17 protein-coding genes are annotated in these 19537 nt (G+C 65.0%); 13 read left to right on the top strand and 4 right to left on the bottom strand.

Going from position 1 to position 19537, the window contains the following annotated elements:
* Positions 1-133: 133 nt before the first annotated feature.
* From HAP41_RS36460 to HAP41_RS36420, 9 genes are all read left to right on the top strand, one after another.
* Positions 134-1240, top strand: coding sequence for an efflux RND transporter periplasmic adaptor subunit (locus tag HAP41_RS36460; RefSeq protein WP_135216330.1), 1107 nt, complete (start codon positions 134-136; stop codon positions 1238-1240).
* Positions 1241-1416: 176 nt separating this feature from the next.
* Positions 1417-4554 carry an efflux RND transporter permease subunit gene (locus tag HAP41_RS36455; RefSeq protein WP_166084763.1) on the top strand — a complete coding sequence of 1046 codons (3138 nt, stop codon included), beginning with the start codon at positions 1417-1419 and terminating at the stop codon, positions 4552-4554.
* A 33-nt stretch (positions 4555-4587) separates the two neighbouring features.
* Positions 4588-5187 carry a TetR/AcrR family transcriptional regulator gene (locus HAP41_RS36450; protein WP_071916222.1) on the top strand — a complete coding sequence of 200 codons (600 nt, stop codon included), beginning with the start codon at positions 4588-4590 and terminating at the stop codon, positions 5185-5187.
* Positions 5188-5329: 142 nt separating this feature from the next.
* The gene (locus HAP41_RS36445; RefSeq protein ID WP_166084782.1) at positions 5330-5953 is read left to right on the top strand and encodes a flavin reductase family protein; all 624 of its coding nucleotides are present in this window, start codon (positions 5330-5332) and stop codon (positions 5951-5953) included.
* 300 nt (positions 5954-6253) lie between these two features.
* Complete coding sequence (locus HAP41_RS36440) at positions 6254-8521, top strand: acyl-CoA dehydrogenase (RefSeq protein ID WP_166084785.1); 2268 nt, start codon at positions 6254-6256, stop codon at positions 8519-8521.
* Complete coding sequence (locus HAP41_RS36435; RefSeq protein WP_166084795.1) at positions 8521-9804, top strand: acetyl-CoA C-acetyltransferase; 1284 nt, start codon at positions 8521-8523, stop codon at positions 9802-9804. Before HAP41_RS36440 ends, HAP41_RS36435 begins: the two co-directional genes overlap by 1 nt.
* 2 nt (positions 9805-9806) lie before the next feature.
* On the top strand, positions 9807-11903 hold the full coding sequence (locus HAP41_RS36430; protein ID WP_166084813.1) for a 3-hydroxyacyl-CoA dehydrogenase NAD-binding domain-containing protein: 2097 nt from the start codon (positions 9807-9809) through the stop codon (positions 11901-11903).
* Positions 11904-11910: 7 nt separating this feature from the next.
* Complete coding sequence (locus HAP41_RS36425) at positions 11911-12321, top strand: acyl-CoA thioesterase (RefSeq protein WP_063985193.1); 411 nt, start codon at positions 11911-11913, stop codon at positions 12319-12321.
* Positions 12322-12541: 220 nt separating this feature from the next.
* The gene (locus HAP41_RS36420) at positions 12542-12733 is read left to right on the top strand and encodes a hypothetical protein (protein ID WP_028134810.1); all 192 of its coding nucleotides are present in this window, start codon (positions 12542-12544) and stop codon (positions 12731-12733) included.
* Between the two features lie 267 nt (positions 12734-13000).
* Here the strand turns inward: HAP41_RS36420 and HAP41_RS36415 are convergent, their stop codons facing one another.
* A complete protein-coding gene (locus HAP41_RS36415; RefSeq protein WP_155795382.1) occupies positions 13001-13396 on the bottom strand; it encodes a nuclear transport factor 2 family protein in 396 nt (131 codons plus the stop codon).
* Positions 13397-13723: 327 nt separating this feature from the next.
* Positions 13724-14173, bottom strand: a complete 450-nt coding sequence (locus HAP41_RS36410; protein ID WP_166084819.1) for a nuclear transport factor 2 family protein — start codon at positions 14171-14173, stop codon at positions 13724-13726.
* A 154-nt stretch (positions 14174-14327) separates the two neighbouring features.
* Here HAP41_RS36410 and HAP41_RS36405 point away from each other — a divergent pair, with 154 nt between their 5' ends.
* Both HAP41_RS36405 and HAP41_RS36400 read left to right on the top strand, forming a co-directional pair.
* The gene (locus HAP41_RS36405; RefSeq protein WP_039146404.1) at positions 14328-15026 is read left to right on the top strand and encodes an HAD family hydrolase; all 699 of its coding nucleotides are present in this window, start codon (positions 14328-14330) and stop codon (positions 15024-15026) included.
* A 91-nt stretch (positions 15027-15117) separates the two neighbouring features.
* On the top strand, positions 15118-15966 hold the full coding sequence (locus HAP41_RS36400) for a DeoR/GlpR family DNA-binding transcription regulator (RefSeq protein WP_063985191.1): 849 nt from the start codon (positions 15118-15120) through the stop codon (positions 15964-15966).
* Between the two features lie 4 nt (positions 15967-15970).
* On the opposite strand, the gene HAP41_RS36395 is transcribed toward HAP41_RS36400, so the two are convergent.
* A complete protein-coding gene (locus HAP41_RS36395) occupies positions 15971-16396 on the bottom strand; it encodes a type II toxin-antitoxin system VapC family toxin (protein ID WP_166084831.1) in 426 nt (141 codons plus the stop codon).
* Complete coding sequence (locus HAP41_RS36390) at positions 16393-16674, bottom strand: type II toxin-antitoxin system Phd/YefM family antitoxin (protein WP_028148610.1); 282 nt, start codon at positions 16672-16674, stop codon at positions 16393-16395. The genes HAP41_RS36395 and HAP41_RS36390 overlap by 4 nt, the downstream gene beginning before the upstream one ends.
* 229 nt (positions 16675-16903) lie before the next feature.
* Here HAP41_RS36390 and glpD point away from each other — a divergent pair, with 229 nt between their 5' ends.
* Positions 16904-18454, top strand: a complete 1551-nt coding sequence (gene glpD, locus HAP41_RS36385; RefSeq protein ID WP_166084835.1) for a glycerol-3-phosphate dehydrogenase — start codon at positions 16904-16906, stop codon at positions 18452-18454.
* Complete coding sequence (locus tag HAP41_RS36380; protein ID WP_063985188.1) at positions 18451-19527, top strand: ABC transporter ATP-binding protein; 1077 nt, start codon at positions 18451-18453, stop codon at positions 19525-19527. The genes glpD and HAP41_RS36380 overlap by 4 nt, the downstream gene beginning before the upstream one ends.
* Positions 19528-19537 lie beyond the last annotated feature (10 nt).

Here is a 19537-nt window from a genome sequence, read left to right as displayed (position 1 = left end):
GTTGCCAGCGGCACAAGGCTCACCAATCCTTACCGCCCCTTAACGATCACGCTTTCCTGATGACTGACGATTATTGACTGTCATCAGTGATTAGTCGACATTCCTGTCATTGCAGTCGCGGGAGTGTCCTCCGATGTTCGTTCGATCAGTTTTGTCCAGCTATTCCAAGCTCTTGGCGGGTGTGTCGCTGGCCCTGATGGCCGCTGCGCTGGCCGGGTGCAATGACACCGTCGCTGAAAAGGCCGAGCCGCCGCGGCCGGTTCTGGTCGCGACCGCCCATTATGATGCCGAGACGCCGGAGCGCAGCTTCGTCGGCACCGTCAGGCCCCGGATCGAGAGCGATCTCGGTTTCCGCGTGGCCGGCAAGGTTGCCAAGCGCCTGGTCGAGGTCGGCCAGACCGTCGAAATCGGCCAGCCGCTCGCGACCCTCGACGAGGTCGATCTGAAGCTCCAGGCTGAACAGTCCGTCGCCGAGCAGACCGCCGCGACCGGCGTGCTGGCCCAGGCCGCCGCGGCCGAGCAGCGCGCCAAGGATCTGAAGGCCAAGGGCTGGACTACGGATGCGGCGATGGATTCGAGCCGCGCCGCCGCCGATGAGGCCCGCGCGCGTCTGGACCGAGCCGTGCGCTCAGTCGAGCTGACCAAGAATTCTCTTTCCTACGCGACGCTCAACGCCGACGCCCGTGGCGTCGTCACCGCGACGCTGATCGAGCCCGGCCAGGTGGTTGCCGCAGGCCAGACTTCGATCCGTGTCGCCCGCTTTGCCGAGAAGGAAGCGGTCGTCGCGATCCCTGAGACGCTGGTTGGACGTGCCAAGTCGGGCGCCGCCAGCGTCACTCTTTGGTCGGAGCCGGACAAGAAGTATGCGGCCAAGCTGCGCGAGATCGCGCCGACGGCCGATCCGTCGACGCGCACCTATCTAGCAAAATTCTCGCTGCCCGAGGCCGACGACAAGGTTTCGCTCGGCATGACCGCGACGCTGACGCTGTCGGATGCCGCGACCGAGCGCGTCGCGCGGCTGCCGCTGTCGGCGCTGTTCAACGAAGGCGGCAAGCCCTCCTTCTACGTCGTCGACGACAATGGCGCCGTCACGCTCAAGCCGGTCGTGGTGAAGTCCTACGAGAGCAACGACGTCATCATCACCAGCGGTGTCGACGAGGGCGCCAAGATCGTGGCCCTCGGCGTGCAGAAGCTCGATCCAAGCCAGCGGGTGCGGATCGTCTCGTCGCTGTCCTTCTAGAGTTTACGAGTCACGTCGTGTGAGGTGAGTTTCGGCCCAAGCGCAAATGCCGGGGCTGAAGCGGCGAAGCGATCCAGAACCTGCCCAGCCCCCTGGATTGCTTCGCTGCCTCGCGACGACGGTTTGAACAGAGTGGCTGTGGTTTTTTTGCAATTGGACCATCTTTGGAGAGTGCGATGAAGCGCTTCAACCTTTCGGCCTGGGCCGTCAGCCATCCGACGCTGGTCCTGTTCCTGATGATCATACTCGGCGTCGCCGGCTTCTTCTCCTATCAGAAGCTCGGGCGGGCCGAGGATCCGTTCTTCACGGTGAAGGTGGTCAACGTCTCCGTGATCTGGCCGGGCGCGACTGCGCAGGAGATGCAGACGCAGGTCGCCGACCCCATCGAGAAGAAGATCCAGGAGCTGCCCTATTTCGAGAAGGTGCAGACCTATTCCAAGCCGGCCTTCACCGCGCTCCAGGTGACCTTCCGCGATTCCACGCCGCCGAAGGACGTGCCGTATCTCTTCTATCTCTTGCGCAAGAAGCTCGCCGACGTGCAGGGCCAGTTGCCTTCGGGCATTCTGGGACCCGTCGTCAACGACGAGTTCTCCGACGTCGATTCCATCCTCTACATGATGACCGGCGACGGCGCCGACTATGCCCAGCTCAAGAAGGTCTCGGAAGGCTTCCGCCAGCGCCTGTTGAAGGTGCCGGGCGTGACCAAGGTTGACGTCTACGGCAACCAGGACGAGCGCATCTTCGTCGAATTCTCGCACGCCAAGCTCGCCACCCTCGGCATCACGCCGCAGGCCCTGTTCGATTCGCTCGCCAAGCAGAACAACGTCGTGCCCGCCGGCACGGTCGAGACCTCGTCGCAGCGCGTGCCGCTGCGCGTCACCGGCGCGCTCGATGGCGCCAAGGCCGTCGCCGAGACGCCGGTCGAGAGCAACGGCCGCGTGTTCCGTTTAGGTGATATCGCCACCGTCACCCACGGCTATGTCGACCCGCCGAGCTTCATCGTGCGCCAGGAAGGCAAGGCCGCGATCGGCATCGGTATCGTTACCGCCAAGGGCGCCAACATCCTCGATCTCGGCAAGGAGGTCGAGAAGGCCACCGCCGAGTTCATGAAGGCGGTGCCGCAGGGCATCGACGTCAAGCTCATCGCCGACCAGCCCAAGGTGGTCGAGCACGCCGTCGGCGAGTTCGTGCACTCCTTCATGGAAGCCCTCGTCATCGTGCTGTTCGTCTCGTTCCTGGCACTCGGCTGGCGCACCGGCATCGTGGTCGCGCTGTCGGTGCCGCTGGTGCTCGGTATCGTCTTCGTCGTCATGAACATGATGTCGCTCGATCTGCACCGCATCACGCTCGGTGCGCTGATCATCGCGCTCGGCCTGCTGGTGGATGACGCGATCATCGCGGTCGAGATGATGGTGGTGAAGATGGAGCAGGGCTGGGACCGTTTCCGCGCGGCCTCCTTTGCCTGGGAATCCACTGCGTTTCCGATGCTCACGGGAACGCTGGTCACGGCCGCTGGCTTCCTCCCCATCGGCTTTGCCAATTCCGCGGTCGGCGAATATGCCGGCAGCATCTTCTGGATCGTGGCGATCGCGCTGGTCGCCTCCTGGTTCGTGGCGGTGATCTTCACGCCCTATATCGGCGTCATGCTGCTGCCCAACATCAAGGTGCACCACAATCACGATCCGCACGCGGTCTACGAGACCCGCATGTACCGCGGCCTGCGCGCCATCGTGCAATGGTGCGTCAACCACCGCATCACCGTGGTGGCCGCGACCGTCGGCGTCTTCATCGCCTCGATCGTCGGCTTCGGCCATGTCCAGCAGCAGTTCTTCCCGCTGTCGGAGCGGCCCGAGCTGTTCCTCCAGCTCCGCCTGCCCGAGGGCACCGCCTTCAACGTCACCGAGAAGGCGGTGAAGGAGGCCGAGACGCTGCTCAAGGACGACAAGGACATCGAGACCTATACGTCCTATGTCGGCCAGGGCTCGCCGCGCTTCTGGCTCGGCCTCAATCCGCAGCTTCCGAACGAGGCCTTTGCCGAGATCGTCATCGTCGCCAAGGGCGTCGAGGCGCGCGAGCGCATCAAGGCCAAGATCGAGAACGCGGCTGCGGAGGGCATGCTGACGGAAGCGCGCGTGCGCGTCGACCGCTTCAACTTCGGTCCGCCGGTCGGATTCCCCGTCCAGTTCCGCGTGATCGGCCCCGACGCCAACAAGGTGCGCGAGATCGCCTATCAGGTCCGCGACGTCATGCGGCAGAACAAGAGCGTCAAGGACGTCCAGCTCGACTGGAACGAGCAGTCGCCTTACCTCAAGCTCGTCGTCGACCAGGATCGTGCCCGCGCCATGGGCCTGACCCCGCAGGACGTCTCGCAGGCGCTGTCCATGCTGATCTCGGGCGCGCAGGTCACGACCATTCGCGACGGCATCGAGAAGGTGGCCGTGGTCGCTCGTGCGGTCCCGTCCGAACGTCTCGATCTCGGCGGCGTCGGCGATCTGACCATCACCTCGAAGAACGGCGTCGCCGTGCCGCTCCAGCAGATCGCCAAGATTGAGTATGCCCATGAGGAGCCGATCATGTGGCGGCGTAACCGCGACATGGCGATCACCGTGCGCTCCGACGTCGTCGACGGCGTGCAGGCGCCCGACGTCACCAGCCAGATCACGCCGAAGCTGAAGGCGATCAAGGACAATCTCGAGCCGGCCTACCGTATCGAGCCGGGTGGGGCGTTCGAGGAATCCGCCAAGGGCAACGCCTCGATCTTCATCCTCTTCCCGCTGATGGTCATGGTGATGCTGACGCTGCTGATGTTCCAGCTGCAGAGCTTCTCGCGCCTGATCCTGGTGTTCCTCACCGCGCCGCTCGGCATCGTCGGTGCCTCGTTCGGCCTCAACGTCGCCAATGCCCCGTTCGGCTTCGTGGCGCTGCTTGGCCTGATCGCACTCGCCGGCATGATCATGCGCAACACCGTCATCCTGGTCGACCAGATCGAGACCGACGTCTCCCACGGCCTGACCCGCCGTGAGGCGATCGTGGAGGCAACTGTCCGCCGCGCCCGGCCGGTGGTGCTGACGGCGCTCGCCGCGATCCTGGCCATGATCCCGTTGTCGCGCTCGGCCTTCTGGGGCCCGATGGCGATCACGATCATGGGAGGCCTGTTCGTCGCGACCTTCCTGACGCTGCTGTACCTGCCGGGCCTCTACGCCCTGTGGTTCAGGAAGAGCCTGGACGAGGCGGGCACCCCCGAGCAGCCTGCCGCGCCGCAGCATGGGAGCGATGACCAGCACGCAATTCCGCTTGCTGAAGCGGCTGAATAAATGAGAAGACTGCTGATGGACGAGTCCTGACACATGACACTGGTTGCGGAACATATCGAAGGCGACACCCGGGATCGTATCCTCGAGGTGGCTGAGCGGCTGTTCCGCCAGATCGGGTACCAGAAGACCACGGTCGGGGACATCGCCAAGGAGCTCAGGATGAGCCCCGCCAATGTCTATCGCTTCTTCGAATCGAAGAAGGCGATTCACCAGTCGGTGGCGCGGGCCTTGATGGGCGAGGTCGAGATCGAAGCGCAGCGGATCGTGGCGAGGCCTGGTCCGGTGCTCCCGCGCTTCCGCGAGCTGCTGACCACCATCCATCGCATGAACACCGAGCGCTATGTCGGCGATAACAAGCTGCATGAGATGGTCGAGATCGCGATGCAGGAGGACTGGGACGTCTGCGTCGCCCATATGGAGTGCATTGCCGGTGTCATCGGCCTGGTGATCGCGCAAGGGGTCGCGTCCGGCGAGTTCGAAGCGCCGGACCTGCAACTGGCCTCGATGTGCGCCTGCACCGCGATGATGCGCTTCTTCCACCCCCAGATGATCGCCCAGTGCGCCACCAAGCCGGGCCCGACCATCGACCAGATGATCGATTTCGTCATCGCGGGTCTGTCGCCGCGCCACTGACGGGCGCTGGAATTTCCCCTATAAGCAGGCCGACGTAGCCCGGATGGAGCGAAGCGCAATCCGGGATGGTTCAGCGTCGCGCTGGCGGACCCGGATTACGCTTCGCTCCATCCGGGCTACCAGGATCAGGGAAGACCTCGCCGTGACCGACAAAGACCTCTACTTCTACGAGCCCTCCAAGGGCCACGGCCTCAAGCACGATCCCTTCAACGCCATCATCGCGCCGCGGCCGATCGGCTGGATCTCTTCCCGCGACACCAAGGGCCACGTCAATCTCGCGCCCTACAGCTTCTTCAACGCCTTTTGCTACGTGCCGCCGATCATCGGGTTTTCCTCCACCAACTGGAAGGACACGGTGTCGAACATGGAGCAGACCCGGGAGTTCGTCTGGAATCTGACGACCATGGATCTCGCCAAGCACATGAACGCGACCGCCGCGCATGTCGGCCCCGAGGTCGACGAGTTCAAGCTCGCAGGGCTGACCGCCGTCCTCGGCAAGCTCGTCAACGTGCCGCGCGTGGCCGAGAGCCCGGTTGCCTTCGAGTGCAAGGTGTCCGACATCGTCCGCCTCAAGGGTGCCGACGGCAAGGAGGCCGATGCCTGGCTGACGCTGGGCGAGGTCGTCGCCGTCCATATCGACAAGGCCATGATCAAGGACGGCGTCTACCAGACCGCCGCCGCCCGCCCCATCGTCCGCGCCGGCCGTCGCGGCGACTACTTCGAGATCAAGCCGGAAAACATGTTCGAGATGGTGCGGCCGGACTGATCCGGGCTACCGCTCTCTCCGCCGTCATTCCGGGGCGCGCCGTTAGGCGCGAGCACGGAATCCATACTCCCGATGGTGGTTATGGATTCCGGGCTCGACGCTTGCGCGTCGCCCCGGAATGACGACGGGGCATTCAGCCCGATTCCCCTCCCCGGAACTGCCCCCACGCCCCGGCCGTTATGGTCCCCGGGGCGGCCGCCCGGCCGCGTCAATTCGCGTCTTTTTGCTCGCGAAGTGTTCACTTACCCCGGCCACTTTCCGCTAAAATGCCGATAACCGCGCCGATGCATGAGGTCAGCCATGAGCTTCCGCCGCGACACCATCACAAAGCCGATCTTCTCCTGGGCGCGCGGCGTGCTGCCGGCGATGTCCGACACCGAGCGCGAGGCGCTGGAGGCCGGTGACGTCTGGTGGGATGCCGATCTCTTCACCGGCAACCCGGATTGGTCGAAGCTGCTGAAGGTGCCTCAGGCGACGCTCACCCCCGAGGAGCAGGCCTTCCTCAACGGCCCGGTCGACGCGCTCTGCGCCATGCTCGACGAGTGGAAGATCTTCTGGGAATGGCGTGACCTGCCGCCAGACGTCTGGCACTTCGTCAAGCGCGAAAAGTTCTTCGGCATGATCATTCCGAAGGAATTCGGTGGTCTCGGCTTCTCGCCCTATGCCCATTCGGAAGTGGTGCGCAAGATCTCGACCCGCTCGATCGCCGCCGCCGTCACCGTGATGGTGCCGAACTCGCTCGGGCCCGGCGAGCTTCTGATGCGCTTCGGCACGAAAGAGCAGCAGGAGCGCTGGTTGCCGCGCCTCGCCGATGGCCGCGACGTTCCCTGCTTCGGCCTGACCAGCCCCGAAGCCGGCTCCGACGCCGCCTCGATGGTCGACACCGGGATCATCTGCAAGGGCGATTTCGAGGGCCGCGAGGTCATTGGCCTCAGGCTCAACTGGCACAAGCGCTACATCACGCTCGGCCCGGTCGCGACGCTGCTAGGCCTCGCCTTCAAGGCCTACGATCCCGATCATCTCGTGGGCAGCCAGGAAGAGCTCGGCATCACCGTCGCGCTGATCCCGACCAATCTGCCCGGCGTCAAGATCGGCCATCGTCATCTGCCGTCGATGCAGGTGTTCCAGAATGGCCCGAACTGGGGCCACGACGTCTTCATCCCGCTCGACTACGTCATCGGCGGCAAGGAGAGACTCGGGCAGGGCTGGAAGATGCTGATGACGGCGCTTGCCGCCGGCCGCGGCATCTCGCTGCCGTCGCTGTCGGCGGCCGGTGCCGCCTATGCCGCCCGCACCACCGGCGCCTATGCCCGCATCCGCGAGCAGTTCGGCATCTCCATCTCCAAATTCGAGGGCGTCGAGGAGCCGCTCGCGCGCATCGTCGCGACCGCCTATCAGCTCGACGCGGCGCGGCGGCTGACCTGCGCGGCGCTGAATGCCGGCATCCATCCCGCCGTCATCTCCGGCATCATGAAGCTGCACGCGACCGAGCGGATGCGCACCGCGGTCGACGACGCCATGGACATTCATGGCGGCAAGGCCGTGATCGACGGTCCGCAAAACTATCTCGGCAATCTGCACCGCGCCGTGCCTGTCGGTATCACGGTCGAGGGCGCCAACATCCTGACCCGCAACCTCATCGTGTTCGGGCAGGGCGCCATCCGCGCGCATCCCTATCTGCTTGACGAGATGAACGCGCTTGCCGACGCGAATCACGATCGCGGGCTCGCCGCATTCGACAAGGCGTTCTGGAAACATGTCGGCCATAGCTTCCAGACGCTGTTGCGTGCGTTCGGCCGCAGCTGGAGCTTCGGCGCCTTCGCGCTTGCGCCGGATGCGGGCGATGCAACGCCATTCTACCGCCAGCTCGCGCGCTACTCTGCGGCCTTTGCGCTCTGCGCCGACATGGCGCTGCTCACGCTTGGCGGCGCGCTCAAGCGCAAGGAGATGCTGTCGGCGCGCTTTGGCGACATCCTCTCCGAGCTCTATCTGCTCTCGGCCGCGCTGAAACGCTGGCAGGACGAGGGCCGGCAGAAGGAAGACTTCGCTGCGCTGGAATGGTGCATGGCGACCGGCTTCAAAACCATCGAGAACCGGCTTGCCGAAATCCTCGCCAATCTGCCCAACCGTTTTGTCGCTTTAATCCTCAAGCTCGTGGTCCAGCCCTTCGGCGCGCGGGTGCTCGGCCCGTCCGACCGTGTCGTGCACCAATGCGCCAGTCTCGTGCTGGAGCCGTCGGCCGCGCGCGAGCGTCTCACGCCGGATCTCGCCCATGTCGACGACGACGGCGGCTTTGCCCGGCTGGAGCGCGCGTTCAAGCTGGTCGCTGGCACCGATGCGATCGCCAAGCGCATGCGTGCCGCGCACATCCGCGACAGGAAGGATGCCGTCACCAAGGGCGTGATCACGCAGGCCGAAGGCGAGCAGCTTGCCGCCGCTCACGAGGCCGTCACAAAAGTGATCGAGGTCGATGATTTTGCGCCCGAAGCGCTGTCGCCGATTTACAAGAAAACCGGAGATGTGCATCAGTTCTTCCAGGAACTCGGTGAACAGAGGGCGGCGAGCTGATGGCACGACCGGTTTTCATCGTCGACGGCAGCCGGACGCCGTTTCTCAAAGCGCGTTCGGGGCCGGGACCGTTCACGCCGGTCGATCTCGCCGTGCAATGCGGCCGGCCGCTGCTGGCGCGTCAGCCGTTTTCGCCCGATGATTTCGATCAGGTCATCCTCGGCTGCGTCAACGTGATCGCAGACGAGATGAACCCGGCCCGCGTCACCGCCCTCCGGCTCGGCATGGGCGAGGACATGGTCGCCTTCACCGTGCAGATCAATTGCGGCTCCGGCATGCAGTCGATCGACACGGCCTACCGCTACATCCGCGAGGGTCATGCCGACGTGGTCTTCGCCGGCGGCACCGAGGCGCTGAGCCACGCGCCGCTGGTCTGGCCGAATTCCGGTGTGCGCTGGTTCGCCGGCCTTGCCACCGCCAAGGGCGTGGCCGCGAAGCTCGCTGCCGCCTTCAAGCTGCGGCCGCGCTATCTCAAGCCGATCATCGGGCTCGAGCGCGGTCTGACCGATCCCATCACCGACTTGAACATGGGCCAGACCGCCGAGGTCGTCGGCCATCTCTTCGGCATCACGCGGGCACAGTCCGACGCCTATGCCGCCGAGAGCCATCGCAGGCTCGCGCATGCGCAGGCCGAAGGCTTCCTCAAGGGCGAGGTCGAGACCGCGTTCTCCCGCGACGGAAAATTCTTCGACCATGACGACGGCGTGCGGCCGGACTCGACGGCCGAGACGCTTGCAAAGCTCCGGCCGGTGTTCGAACGCCCCTGGGGCCAGGTCACCGCCGGCAATTCGTCGCAGATCACCGACGGCGCCTCCTGGGTGATCCTCGCCTCCGACGCGGCGGTCGCAAAGCACAGACTGACGCCGAAGGCTGTCATCGTCGACAGCCACTGGGCCGCGCTCGATCCCAGCATCATGGGACTTGGACCCGTGATGTCGGCGACGCCGCTGCTTCAACGCAACGACCTCACCGTCAAGGACGTCGAAACCTGGGAGCTGAACGAGGCTTTTGCGACGCAGGTGCTCGGCTGTCTCGCCGCCTGGAACGACGACAAATTCTGTCGCGAGATCTTGGGCCTCGACGGCGCGGCCGGCGAGATCGACCGTGACAGGCTCAACGTCGATGGCGGCGCCATCTCGCTCGGCCATCCCGTCGGCACCTCCGGCAACCGCATCGTGCTGCATCTCGTCAATGCGATGAAACGGCTCGGCACGCGCCGCGGCGTTGCGACCGAATGCATCGGCGGCGGGCTCGGCGGCGCCATGCTGATCGAGGCGGTGTGACCATGGATTCCAGGATCATGACCGCGCTCGGCGACCGCGTGCTGGAGCTTGGGCCCAGGCCCGCGACCGATAGCCCCTACAAGCACTTCAAGCTGACGCGCGATGCCGACGGCGTCGCCTGGCTGCTGTTCGACCGCGCAGATGCTAGCGCCAACACGCTGTCCGCGGACGTGATGGAGGAGTTCGATGCCGTGCTCGCGGCGATCGAGACCGAACGTCCCGCAGGCCTTGTGATCCGCTCGGCAAAGCCGTCCGGCTTCATTGCGGGCGCCGACGTCAACGAATTCCGCGGCGCCAGCGATCCCGAGATGGTCGAGACACGCATCCGCGCGGCGCATGCGGTGGTCGATCACCTGGAAGCCTTGAGGTTGCCGACGGTCGCGGTCATCCACGGCTTCTGCCTCGGCGGCGGCCTGGAGGTCGCGCTGGCCTGCCAGTCGCGCATTGCGATCGATGGCGCGCGCTTCGGCTTCCCGGAGGTGATGCTCGGCCTGCATCCCGGCCTCGGCGGCACCGCGCGCTTCACCGCGCTGGTGAACCCGACGCAGTCGATGGCGCTGATGCTGACCGGCCGCACCATCGATGCGCGCCGCGCCAGATCGCTCGGCCTCGTCGATACCGTGACGCAGGAGCGGCACGTCCGTAACGCGGTGAAGGATGCGCTGTTCGGCCGCTTGAAGCGGGCGCGTCCGGGCCTTCTGACTCACGCAGCGAATTTCGGTCCCGTGCGCGGGCTGCTGGCCAGGCGCATGCGGTCGGAGGCGGCGAAGGCCGCGCCCCGCGAGCATTATCCGGCGCCTTACGCGCTGATCGATCTCTGGGAGACCCATGGCGGCAGCAAGGCCGCGATGCTGAAGGCCGAGCAGGCCTCGTTCGCCAGGCTGATGGTGACGCCGGCCGCGCAGAATTTGATCCGCGTGTTCTTCCTGCGCGAGCAGATGAAGAAGACGGCGGGCAGCGGCAATGCGGTCAAACATGTTCACGTCATCGGCGCGGGCGCCATGGGCGGTGATATCGCGGCCTGGTGTGCGGGGCAGGGGCTGCGCGTCTCGCTTGCGGACATGAAGGCGGAGCCGATCGGCGGCGCGGTGAAGCGTGCGGCCGAGCTCTACGGCAAGATCATCCGCAGGCCGACCGAGGTGCGCGATGCGCTGGATCGTCTGATCCCCGACATGGACGGCGAGGGCGTCCGCAATGCCGATCTCATCATCGAGGCGGTGCCGGAAAAGCTCGAGCTGAAGCAGAAGGTCTATGCGGGCCTCGAGTCGCGAATGAAGCCGGGCGCGATCCTTGCGACCAACACGTCGAGCATTCCACTCCAGGATCTGCGCACCACGCTGGCGCGGCCCGAGCGCCTCGTCGGCCTGCACTTCTTCAACCCGGTGTCGCGGCTGCAGCTGGTCGAAGTCGTCAGCCATGACGGCAACGACGCGCAGGTGCTGAAGGAGGCACTCGCCTTCGTCGGCGCGATCGACCGTCTGCCGCTCTCCGTGAAGAGCTCGCCCGGTTTCCTCGTCAACCGTGCGCTGACGCCCTACATGCTGGAGGCGATGGTGATGCTGGATGAGAGGATCGACCAGCGCCTGATCGACGCGGCTGCCGAGCAGTTCGGCATGCCGATGGGGCCGATCGAGCTCGCCGACCAGGTCGGGCTCGACATCTGCCTCGACGTCGGTGACATGCTGCGGACCAAGTTCGGCGATCTGCTCCCGCCGACGCCGGCCTGGCTGCGCGAGAAGGTCGCCAAGGGCGAGCTCGGCCGCAAGACGGGCAAGGGATTCTACACCTGGAAGGACGGCAAGGCGGAGAAGGCGCCGTTGCCCGAGACCGGCCCGCGCGTCACCGACCCGATGATCGACCGCCTGGTGCTGCCGATGTCCAATGTCTGCGTCGCGGCACTCCGCGAAGGTATCGTCGACGATGCCGATGCGGTCGACGGCGCCATGATCTTCGGCACCGGATATGCACCGTTCCGCGGCGGTCCGCTGAACTACGCGCGCACGCGCGGCGTGGAAAATGTCGTATCCACCCTGCGCGCGCTGGCCGAGCGATTCGGCGGGCGCTTTGCGCCCGATCCGGGCTGGGACAATTTTAGGTGAGACCGACATGACCGAAAAGTCCGACACCGAGCCGCGCGGCGATCTCTGCATTCGCACGCTGGCAATGCCCGCCGACACCAACGCCAACGGCGACATCTTCGGCGGCTGGCTGCTCAGCCAGATGGATGTCGGCGGCGGCGTGTTCGCATCGAAGCTCGCGAGGTCGCGTACGGTCACCGTGGCGATCGAGGCGATGAATTTTCGCAAAGCGGTCTATGTCGGCGATCTCGTTTCGGTCTATGCCAATCTCGTCCGCGTGGGCCGCACCTCGATGACCGTGCATCTCGAAGCCTGGGCGCTACGGCGCAGGGAGCTCCAGCCGATCCTCGTCACCGACGGTCATTTCACCTACGTCTCGATCGATGATGACGGCCGTCCGCAAGCGATCCAGCGCAACGATCCGCCGATCGCGACGTAATCGCGCGCGACGCTCTGCCCCATCTCACGCAAACTTGCGGCACGCCAAACGCGGCGCGACTGAGTCACCGCGTCGCGGCTTCGCCAAGAACAAGTCATAAAATGGATGAGGTCCCGGCGTACTCAATTGCGTGTCGATTCGGGGTGGAAACGGCCTCAAGTGCTCAGGAACCTTTGGGCAGGATTGCCGTTATTTGCCCGCACTGAGGAATCTACGGACCATGCCGGACAGCTACATTATCGAAGTCGACTCGCAAACCGCAGGTATCGTCGTTCGTTCTCAGGGAGGCTATTGTTTCTTCGCCTCGTCCCACCGCTTCAATCGCCTTGAAGGCCAGCTTTTCCGCAACGCACGCGAAGCCGAGCGTGCCGCGCGCAAGCTGGTTAACGGCGATGTGAAGGAAGCGGCGTAGGCGCCTTCCGCTGGTGATTTCTGACGCGCAAAGCGTGGTCGGAATTTTTTGCAGCCCTTGATGCCGCTGCCTTTTCCTTCTCCCTTCATGTCCGCCGAAGCCTTGGCGAAGGCGGATGTGGGAGAAGGTGGCGCGAAGCGCCGGATGAGGGGTTCTATCGGCGCATTCGGAAGCGAGAGAGTTGCTCGCGGAAGCATACCCCTCACCCGTCTCGCCGCCGCGCGGCGAGCCACCCTCTCCCGCAGGGGGAGAGGGAAAGAATCGCAATCACAATTTGGTCGCGGAGCGCGACAACAACTTCCACTCGTCGCCTTGCTTCAGCCAGTTCATCAGGATGTGAAGGCTGTTTGCCACTTTCTGTCCGCCGGTCATCATCTCGGCCAACCAGTGGAAGCGCACGATCGCGGCGGGACCAACGATCTTGATGGTTGGATCCTTGTACGTAATCGACAGGAATTCGGTCTTGCCGTCGGTGGCGTTGGCGATAAAGGCCGCCTTATCCTCGAGGAAGCCGCTGGAATGGCTGTAGCTCAGATCGTCCGCGCACAGCGCGCCGAGGGCCTTCGGATCGGCCGCGATCTGGGCGAGGCGAAATGCCTCGACGTTCTTTGCCACCGCCTCGTGGTCCGTCGTGGCAGCATGGTCGCGATTGAGTGTCATCATATCCTCCGTCCTTGATCTTGCGCCCACTGTTGCAGCCGCACTTGATTGTGTCGAGCGCCAGGTCGCAATCGTCGTCGCAATACGCTGCATTGCGCCAGGCGGCGCGATTTCTGACGCGCAAAGCGTGGTCGGAATTTTTTGCAGCCCTTGATGCCGCTGCCTTTTCCTTCTCCCCTTGTGGGAGAAGGTGGCGCGAAGCGCCGGATGAGGGGTTCTATCGGCGCATTCGGAAGCGAGAGAGTTACTCGCGGAAGCATACCCCTCACCCGTCTCGCCGCTGCGCGGCGAGCCACCCTCTCCCACAGGGGGAGAGGGTAAGAGTCGCCATCACAACTTTGTTGCGGCCCGTGACAGCAGCTTCCAATCGTCGCCCTGCTTCTGCCAGTTCATCAGGATGTGAAGATTGGTCGATACTTTTTTCCCATCGGCCGCCATTTCCTGTTCGCCCATCCAGTGGAAGCGCACGATCGCGGCGGGGCCGACGACCTTGATGGTCGGGTCCTTGTACTCGATCGACAGGAATTTTGATTTGCCGTCGGTGGCGTTGGTGACGAAGGTCGCCTTGTCCTCGACCTTGCCGTTGGAATGGCTGTAGCTCACCTCGTCGGCGCAGAGCGCGCCGAGCGCCTTGGGATCGGCCGCGATCTGGGCAAGGCGGAAGGCCTCGACCTTCTTCGCCACGGCTTCCTCGTCCGCCGAAGCGGCCAGCGCCGGTGTGAGAGCAAGCGCAGAGACCGCCAGAGTTGAGAGAGCCAGATCGCGTCGGTTGATCGTCATCGTTTCCTCCTTTTTGATCTTGCGCGGAGTGTTGCAGCCGCGCGCGACTTTGTCGAGTGTCGCGTGGCGGTCATGTCGATGCGTCATTGCGCGATCGGGGCTGCATTGATACGTGTTTCGCATTGATGCATCGTGCATTCGGGAAAGTACGGAAATGATCGAGGCCAAAGGGCAGGCGCAGGGGCAAGTGACGGGCAGGGCGCTGCTGTTCGACATCGACGGCACGCTGGCCAACACCGACCCGCTGCACCTCAAGGCGTTCAACCAGGTGCTTGGGCCGCGCGGCCATGTGTTCGATCACGCACGCTTTTCCAGGGAGCTGCAAGGCTTCGCCAATGCGTCGATCGGCGAGCGTTTTCTGCCCGACGAAACCGTGGAACGGCGCGCCGTGATCCTCGGAGAGAAGGAGGTCGTCTTCCGCACACTCGTCGCCGGACAGATCGAGCCGCTTCCGGGCCTGATGGCGCTGCTCGACCGGGCGGATGCCGCCGGCATTCCCATGGTCGCCGTGACCAACGCGCCGCGCCTCAACGCGGAGCTGCTGCTTTCGGGCCTCGGCATCACGCACCGCTTCAGGGCACTTGTGATCGGCGACGAGCTGCCGCACGGCAAGCCGCACCCGCTGCCCTATCAGGAGGGGCTGCGTTTCGTCGGCGGCAGCGCGACGGCTTCGATCGCGTTCGAGGATTCCCGCTCCGGCGTGCAGTCGGCGACGGCCGCCGGCATTCCGACCATCGGCATCCGGACGAGCCTCAGCCATGCCGACCTTGTTGGCGCCGGCGCGGTTGCCTCCGCCAGCGCGTTCGACGATCCGGAACTGCTCGCGCGTCTCGCCGCCGCGATGGCATGGTGAGAGGCTTTGTCCGTTAACCGTGATCGCCGAGCGCATTGACCGAACGTGCGAACCGCCGCACCATGCGCCTTCCTGATGTGAGGCCATCGCCGTGACCGGATTGACCCATCGCCAAGCCGAAATCCTCAACATCGCGCGCGCCTCGGGGCGCGTCATGGTCGAGGAGCTCGCGCGCCGGTTCGAGGTCTCGGCGCAGACGATCCGCAAGGATCTCAACGATCTCTGCGAGCGCCGCTCGCTGACCCGTATCCACGGCGGCGCCATCATCGCCTCCGGCGTCGAAAACCTCGCCTATGAGGCGAGGCGGTTCGTCGCCGCCGACGAAAAGAAGGCGATCGGGGCTGCGGCCGCCTCGCTGATCCCGAACGGCTGCTCGCTCTTCATCAATATCGGCACCACGACCGAGGAGGTGGCGAGCGCGCTGACCTCGCACGAGGACCTCCTCGTCATCACCAACAATCTCAACGTCGCGATGCTGCTCTACCGCCATCCCCGCATCGAGGTGGTGGTCGCCGGCGGCACGGTGCGGCGTGCCGACGGCGCGGTGGTCGGCTCGACCGCGACGCAGCTCATCGGCCAGTTCAAGGTCGACTACGCCATCATCGGGGCGTCCGCGATCGACGAGGAGGGCGCGCTGCTCGACTTCGACTATCGCGAGGTGCAGGTGGCGCAAGCCATCATCGCCAATGCCCGCAGCGTCATGCTGGTTGCCGACTCCACCAAGCTGCGCCGCAGCGCGCCGGTGCGCATCGCCCATATCACCCAGATCCAGACCTTCGTGACTGACCAGGAACTGCCCGAGCGCCTCGCCACCATCTGCCACAGCAAGGGCATCGAGGTGATGGCGGCGATGCCGAAGGATGCGGCGGATATCGATGATGCGCAGGCCGAAGCGCAGGATGCCGCGCCCGAAGCCGCGCCGGTGGTCCGGCTGAGATAGCGGCTTAGGCGTCGCTCCATGGGTCAAGCAGCGGAACGCCGAAGGCCGCAAAATCCTTCACATTGCGTGTGACGAGCGTGAGCTCGTTGGCGAGCGCGGTGGCCGCAAAGAAGCCGTCCATCACGGACAACGCAACGCCATTGCGACGGCTCTGCGCCATCAGGTCGCCCCAGCGCTCAGCGACCGCGTGGTCGATCGGCAGGATGCGCTGCGCGAACCGAGCCGGCAGGTCATGGGCGAGCCAAGCGCCCAGCGCGGCGCGCCGACGGCCATCGTCCAGCAGGGCGATGCCGCGACGAAGCTCGGCGATCGAGGCAACGCTGATGAACGCGCGATCCTCATCGACCGTATCGAGCCATGCCAGGACTTTCGCGGAAGGCGCCGGCCGCTGAACCTCCGACAGCACGTTGGTGTCGAGGAGCAGGTTCACGGCATCTCGTCGCGCGGTTCGTCCTGCACCCGTTCAAGTTCGAGGTCGGCACCGCGCAGCGGCGAAGCCAGCAGGAATTCGGCCAGCGTGCCTTTGCGTGCCGTCTTTCGCGCCCATTCATCCGCGGAAACGACAACCGCATTGGGTCTGCCGTGTCGGGTGATGATCTGGGGGCCAGTTTGGGCGCGATCGACCACCTCGGAAAGGCGCGCCTTGGCATTGGCGAGCGTCCACGTGTCAGTCGGGGGCGAATCGGGGGCGGTGCTGCGGTCTGTCATGCCGAATATAACTAATGTGACTATTATGACTATATTGGCTCTACGTGACTATTCAAGATCGTATTGCGGTTTCGATTGGCGTCCGAACTGCCCATTTCCACGGCTGATTGCCCACCAGAAAGTTCCTGTTTCACTTCCTTCCGCCTCTCTTTCATCTTGCTTTCGTTTTTCGGTGTGATCTAATCAAAAACGAAAGTAGTCGCTCGAAGGAACGAGCGGTCGCCGGGGGATGCGTCTGTTGGAGCGTATTTTCGACCTCGCCATTATCGGAGGCGGTGTTAACGGCTGCGGCATCGCGCGCGACGCGGTGGGCCGGGGCAACACGGTCTTCCTGTGTGAAATGAACGATTTGGCGAGCGGGACCTCGTCCTGGTCGACCAAGCTGGTGCATGGCGGCCTGCGCTATCTCGAATATTACGAGTTTCGCCTGGTCCGCGAGGCGCTGATCGAGCGCGAGATCCTTTGGGGCATTGCGCCCCATATCATCCGTCCCCTGCGTTTCGTTTTGCCGCATCACGCGGGCCTGCGTCCGGCCTGGCTGCTGCGCCTCGGCCTCTTTCTCTATGACCATATCGGCGGCCGGCACCTGTTGCCGGCGACGCGTTCGGTCGATCTTGGGCGTGACGAGGTTGGCCGTCCGCTGATCCCGAACCGCTACAGCCGCGCGTTCGAATATTCCGACTGCTTCGTCGACGACGCCCGTCTCGTCGTGCTCAACGCGCGCGATGCCGCGGACAAGGGCGCCGAGATCCGCACCCGCACCCGCGCGACGGATATCAAGCAGTCCGGCGGCATCTGGACCGTCAGCATGGTCAACACGCTGACCGGCGAGCGTTCGTCGATCCAGGCCCGCGCGGTGGTCAATGCCGGCGGCCCCTGGGTCGAGGATGTGCTCGGCCGCGGCGCCGGCGTGAACGCGAAGGCCAAGGTGCGCCTGGTGCAGGGGTCGCACATCGTAGTCAAAAAGCTCTACGACCACGACCGCGCCTACATGTTCCAGAACGCGGACGGCCGCATCATCTTCGTGATTCCGTACCAGGACGATTTCACGCTGATCGGCACCACCGATCGCGATTATGACGGCGATCCCGCCAAGGTGAAGGCGACGCCCGAAGAGATCGAGTACCTTTGCGCCGCCGCGAGCGAATATCTGGCCAAGCCGGTGACTTCAGCGGACGTGGTCTGGACCTATTCCGGCGTGCGGCCGCTCTATGACGACGGCGCCAGCGAAGCCAAGGCGGCGACGCGCGACTACGTGTTCGAGCTCGACACACCCGGCGGCGTGCCGCTGCTCTCGATCTATGGCGGCAAGATCACGACCTACCGCCGGCTCGCCGAAGAGGCACTGGAACGGCTCGCGCCCTATCTTCGCAGTGCGAAAGCGCGCGAAGGCTGGACCGGCAAATGGCCGCTGCCCGGCGGGGACATGGGCGTGTCCGACGTCGACGGCCTGATCGCCGAGCTCCAGCGCGGCTATCCCTTCCTCAGCCATGAGCATGCCCGGCGCCTCGCGCGCGCCTATGGTACCCGCGCCATCAAGCTGCTTGGCGATGCCAAGTCGGCCGCCGATCTCGGCGAGGCCTTCGGCGCGACACTGACCGAACGCGAGGTCCGCTACCTCATGGCCAATGAATGGGCGGTCACGGCGGAAGACATCGTCTGGCGCCGCTCCAAACTTGGCCTGCGACTATCTGCCGACGAGGTTGCTGCATTGAACGACTGGATTGCAACCCACGCTGTGCCGCAAAGTCCCCTGCTGGAAGCGGGAGGACGCTCATGACCGTGACGCTCGATCATGTGACCCGGACCGTCGAGGGGATACCGCACATCCGCGACGTCTCGCTGACGCTCGAGAGCGGCACGCTCAACGTGCTGCTTGGGCCGACGCTGTCAGGCAAGACCTCGATCATGCGGCTGCTCGCCGGCCTCGACAAGCCGACGACGGGCAAGGTGCTGGTCAACGGCAAGGACGTCACCGGCGTCGACGTGCGCAAGCGTTCGGTCGCAATGGTCTATCAGCAGTTCATCAACTACCCCTCGCTGACGGTCTACGAGAACATCGCCTCGCCGCTGCGCGTGCAGGGCAAGCCGCGCGAGGAGATCGAGAAGCGCGTGGCGGAAGCCGCGCGGCTGCTCCGGCTCGAGCCGTTCCTGAAACGCACGCCGCTCCAGCTCTCCGGCGGCCAGCAGCAGCGCACCGCGATGGCGCGCGCGCTGGTGAAGGGCGCCGATCTCGTGCTGCTCGACGAACCGCTCGCCAATCTCGACTACAAGCTGCGCGAGGAGCTGCGTACCGAGCTGCCGCGCATCTTCGAGGCGTCCGGCGCGATCTTCGTCTATGCCACCACCGAGCCGACCGAAGCACTGCTGCTTGGCGGCAACACGGTCTGCATGTGGGAGGGGCAGGCGCTCCAGATCGGCGAGACGCCGAACGTCTACCGCCGTCCGCAGACGCTGCGGGTCGCCCAGGTGTTCTCCGATCCGCCGCTCAACCTCGTCGGCATCGAGAAGAAGAACGGCTCTGTGCAATATGCGGGCGGCATCGCCGCGCCGGCCTCCGGGCTCTATTCATCGCTCGCCGACGGCGCCTATCGCGTCGGTTTCCGCGCCCATCAGCTTGCCCTCGCCAACGGCGAGACCGACCGCCACGCCTTCCACGCCACGGTGACGGTGACCGAGATCACCGGTTCGGAGAGTTTCGTGCACCTGACCCGCGACGGATCGAACTGGGTGGCAGTGCTGCACGGCGTGCACGAGTTTGAGCCCGGCCAGACCATCGATGCCGTGCTCGATCCCAATGATATCTTCGTCTTCGACGCGGCCGACCGTCTGGTCGCCGCGCCGAGCTCGTAAGGGGGAGATG

The organism is Bradyrhizobium barranii subsp. apii, from assembly GCF_011516635.5.
Taxonomy (GTDB): domain Bacteria; phylum Pseudomonadota; class Alphaproteobacteria; order Rhizobiales; family Xanthobacteraceae; genus Bradyrhizobium; species Bradyrhizobium barranii.
This window is presented reverse-complemented; position numbering and strand designations above follow the sequence as displayed.

Bases quoted from the DNA above. Each gene is read 5' to 3' on its own strand.
- HAP41_RS36460 (WP_135216330.1), top strand. From the start codon at position 134: ATGTTCGTTCGATCAGTTTTGTCCAGCTATTCCAAGCTCTTGGCGGGT.
- HAP41_RS36455 (WP_166084763.1), top strand. From the start codon at position 1,417: ATGAAGCGCTTCAACCTTTCGGCCTGGGCCGTCAGCCATCCGACGCTG.
- HAP41_RS36450 (WP_071916222.1), top strand. From the start codon at position 4,588: ATGACACTGGTTGCGGAACATATCGAAGGCGACACCCGGGATCGTATC.
- HAP41_RS36440 (WP_166084785.1), top strand. From the start codon at position 6,254: ATGAGCTTCCGCCGCGACACCATCACAAAGCCGATCTTCTCCTGGGCG.
- HAP41_RS36435 (WP_166084795.1), top strand. From the start codon at position 8,521: ATGGCACGACCGGTTTTCATCGTCGACGGCAGCCGGACGCCGTTTCTC.
- HAP41_RS36430 (WP_166084813.1), top strand. From the start codon at position 9,807: ATGGATTCCAGGATCATGACCGCGCTCGGCGACCGCGTGCTGGAGCTT.
- HAP41_RS36425 (WP_063985193.1), top strand. From the start codon at position 11,911: ATGACCGAAAAGTCCGACACCGAGCCGCGCGGCGATCTCTGCATTCGC.
- HAP41_RS36420 (WP_028134810.1), top strand. From the start codon at position 12,542: ATGCCGGACAGCTACATTATCGAAGTCGACTCGCAAACCGCAGGTATC.
- HAP41_RS36415 (WP_155795382.1), bottom strand. From the start codon at position 13,396: ATGATGACACTCAATCGCGACCATGCTGCCACGACGGACCACGAGGCG.
- HAP41_RS36410 (WP_166084819.1), bottom strand. From the start codon at position 14,173: ATGACGATCAACCGACGCGATCTGGCTCTCTCAACTCTGGCGGTCTCT.
- HAP41_RS36405 (WP_039146404.1), top strand. From the start codon at position 14,328: ATGATCGAGGCCAAAGGGCAGGCGCAGGGGCAAGTGACGGGCAGGGCG.
- HAP41_RS36390 (WP_028148610.1), bottom strand. From the start codon at position 16,674: ATGACAGACCGCAGCACCGCCCCCGATTCGCCCCCGACTGACACGTGG.
- glpD (WP_166084835.1), top strand. From the start codon at position 16,904: ATGCGTCTGTTGGAGCGTATTTTCGACCTCGCCATTATCGGAGGCGGT.
- HAP41_RS36380 (WP_063985188.1), top strand. From the start codon at position 18,451: ATGACCGTGACGCTCGATCATGTGACCCGGACCGTCGAGGGGATACCG.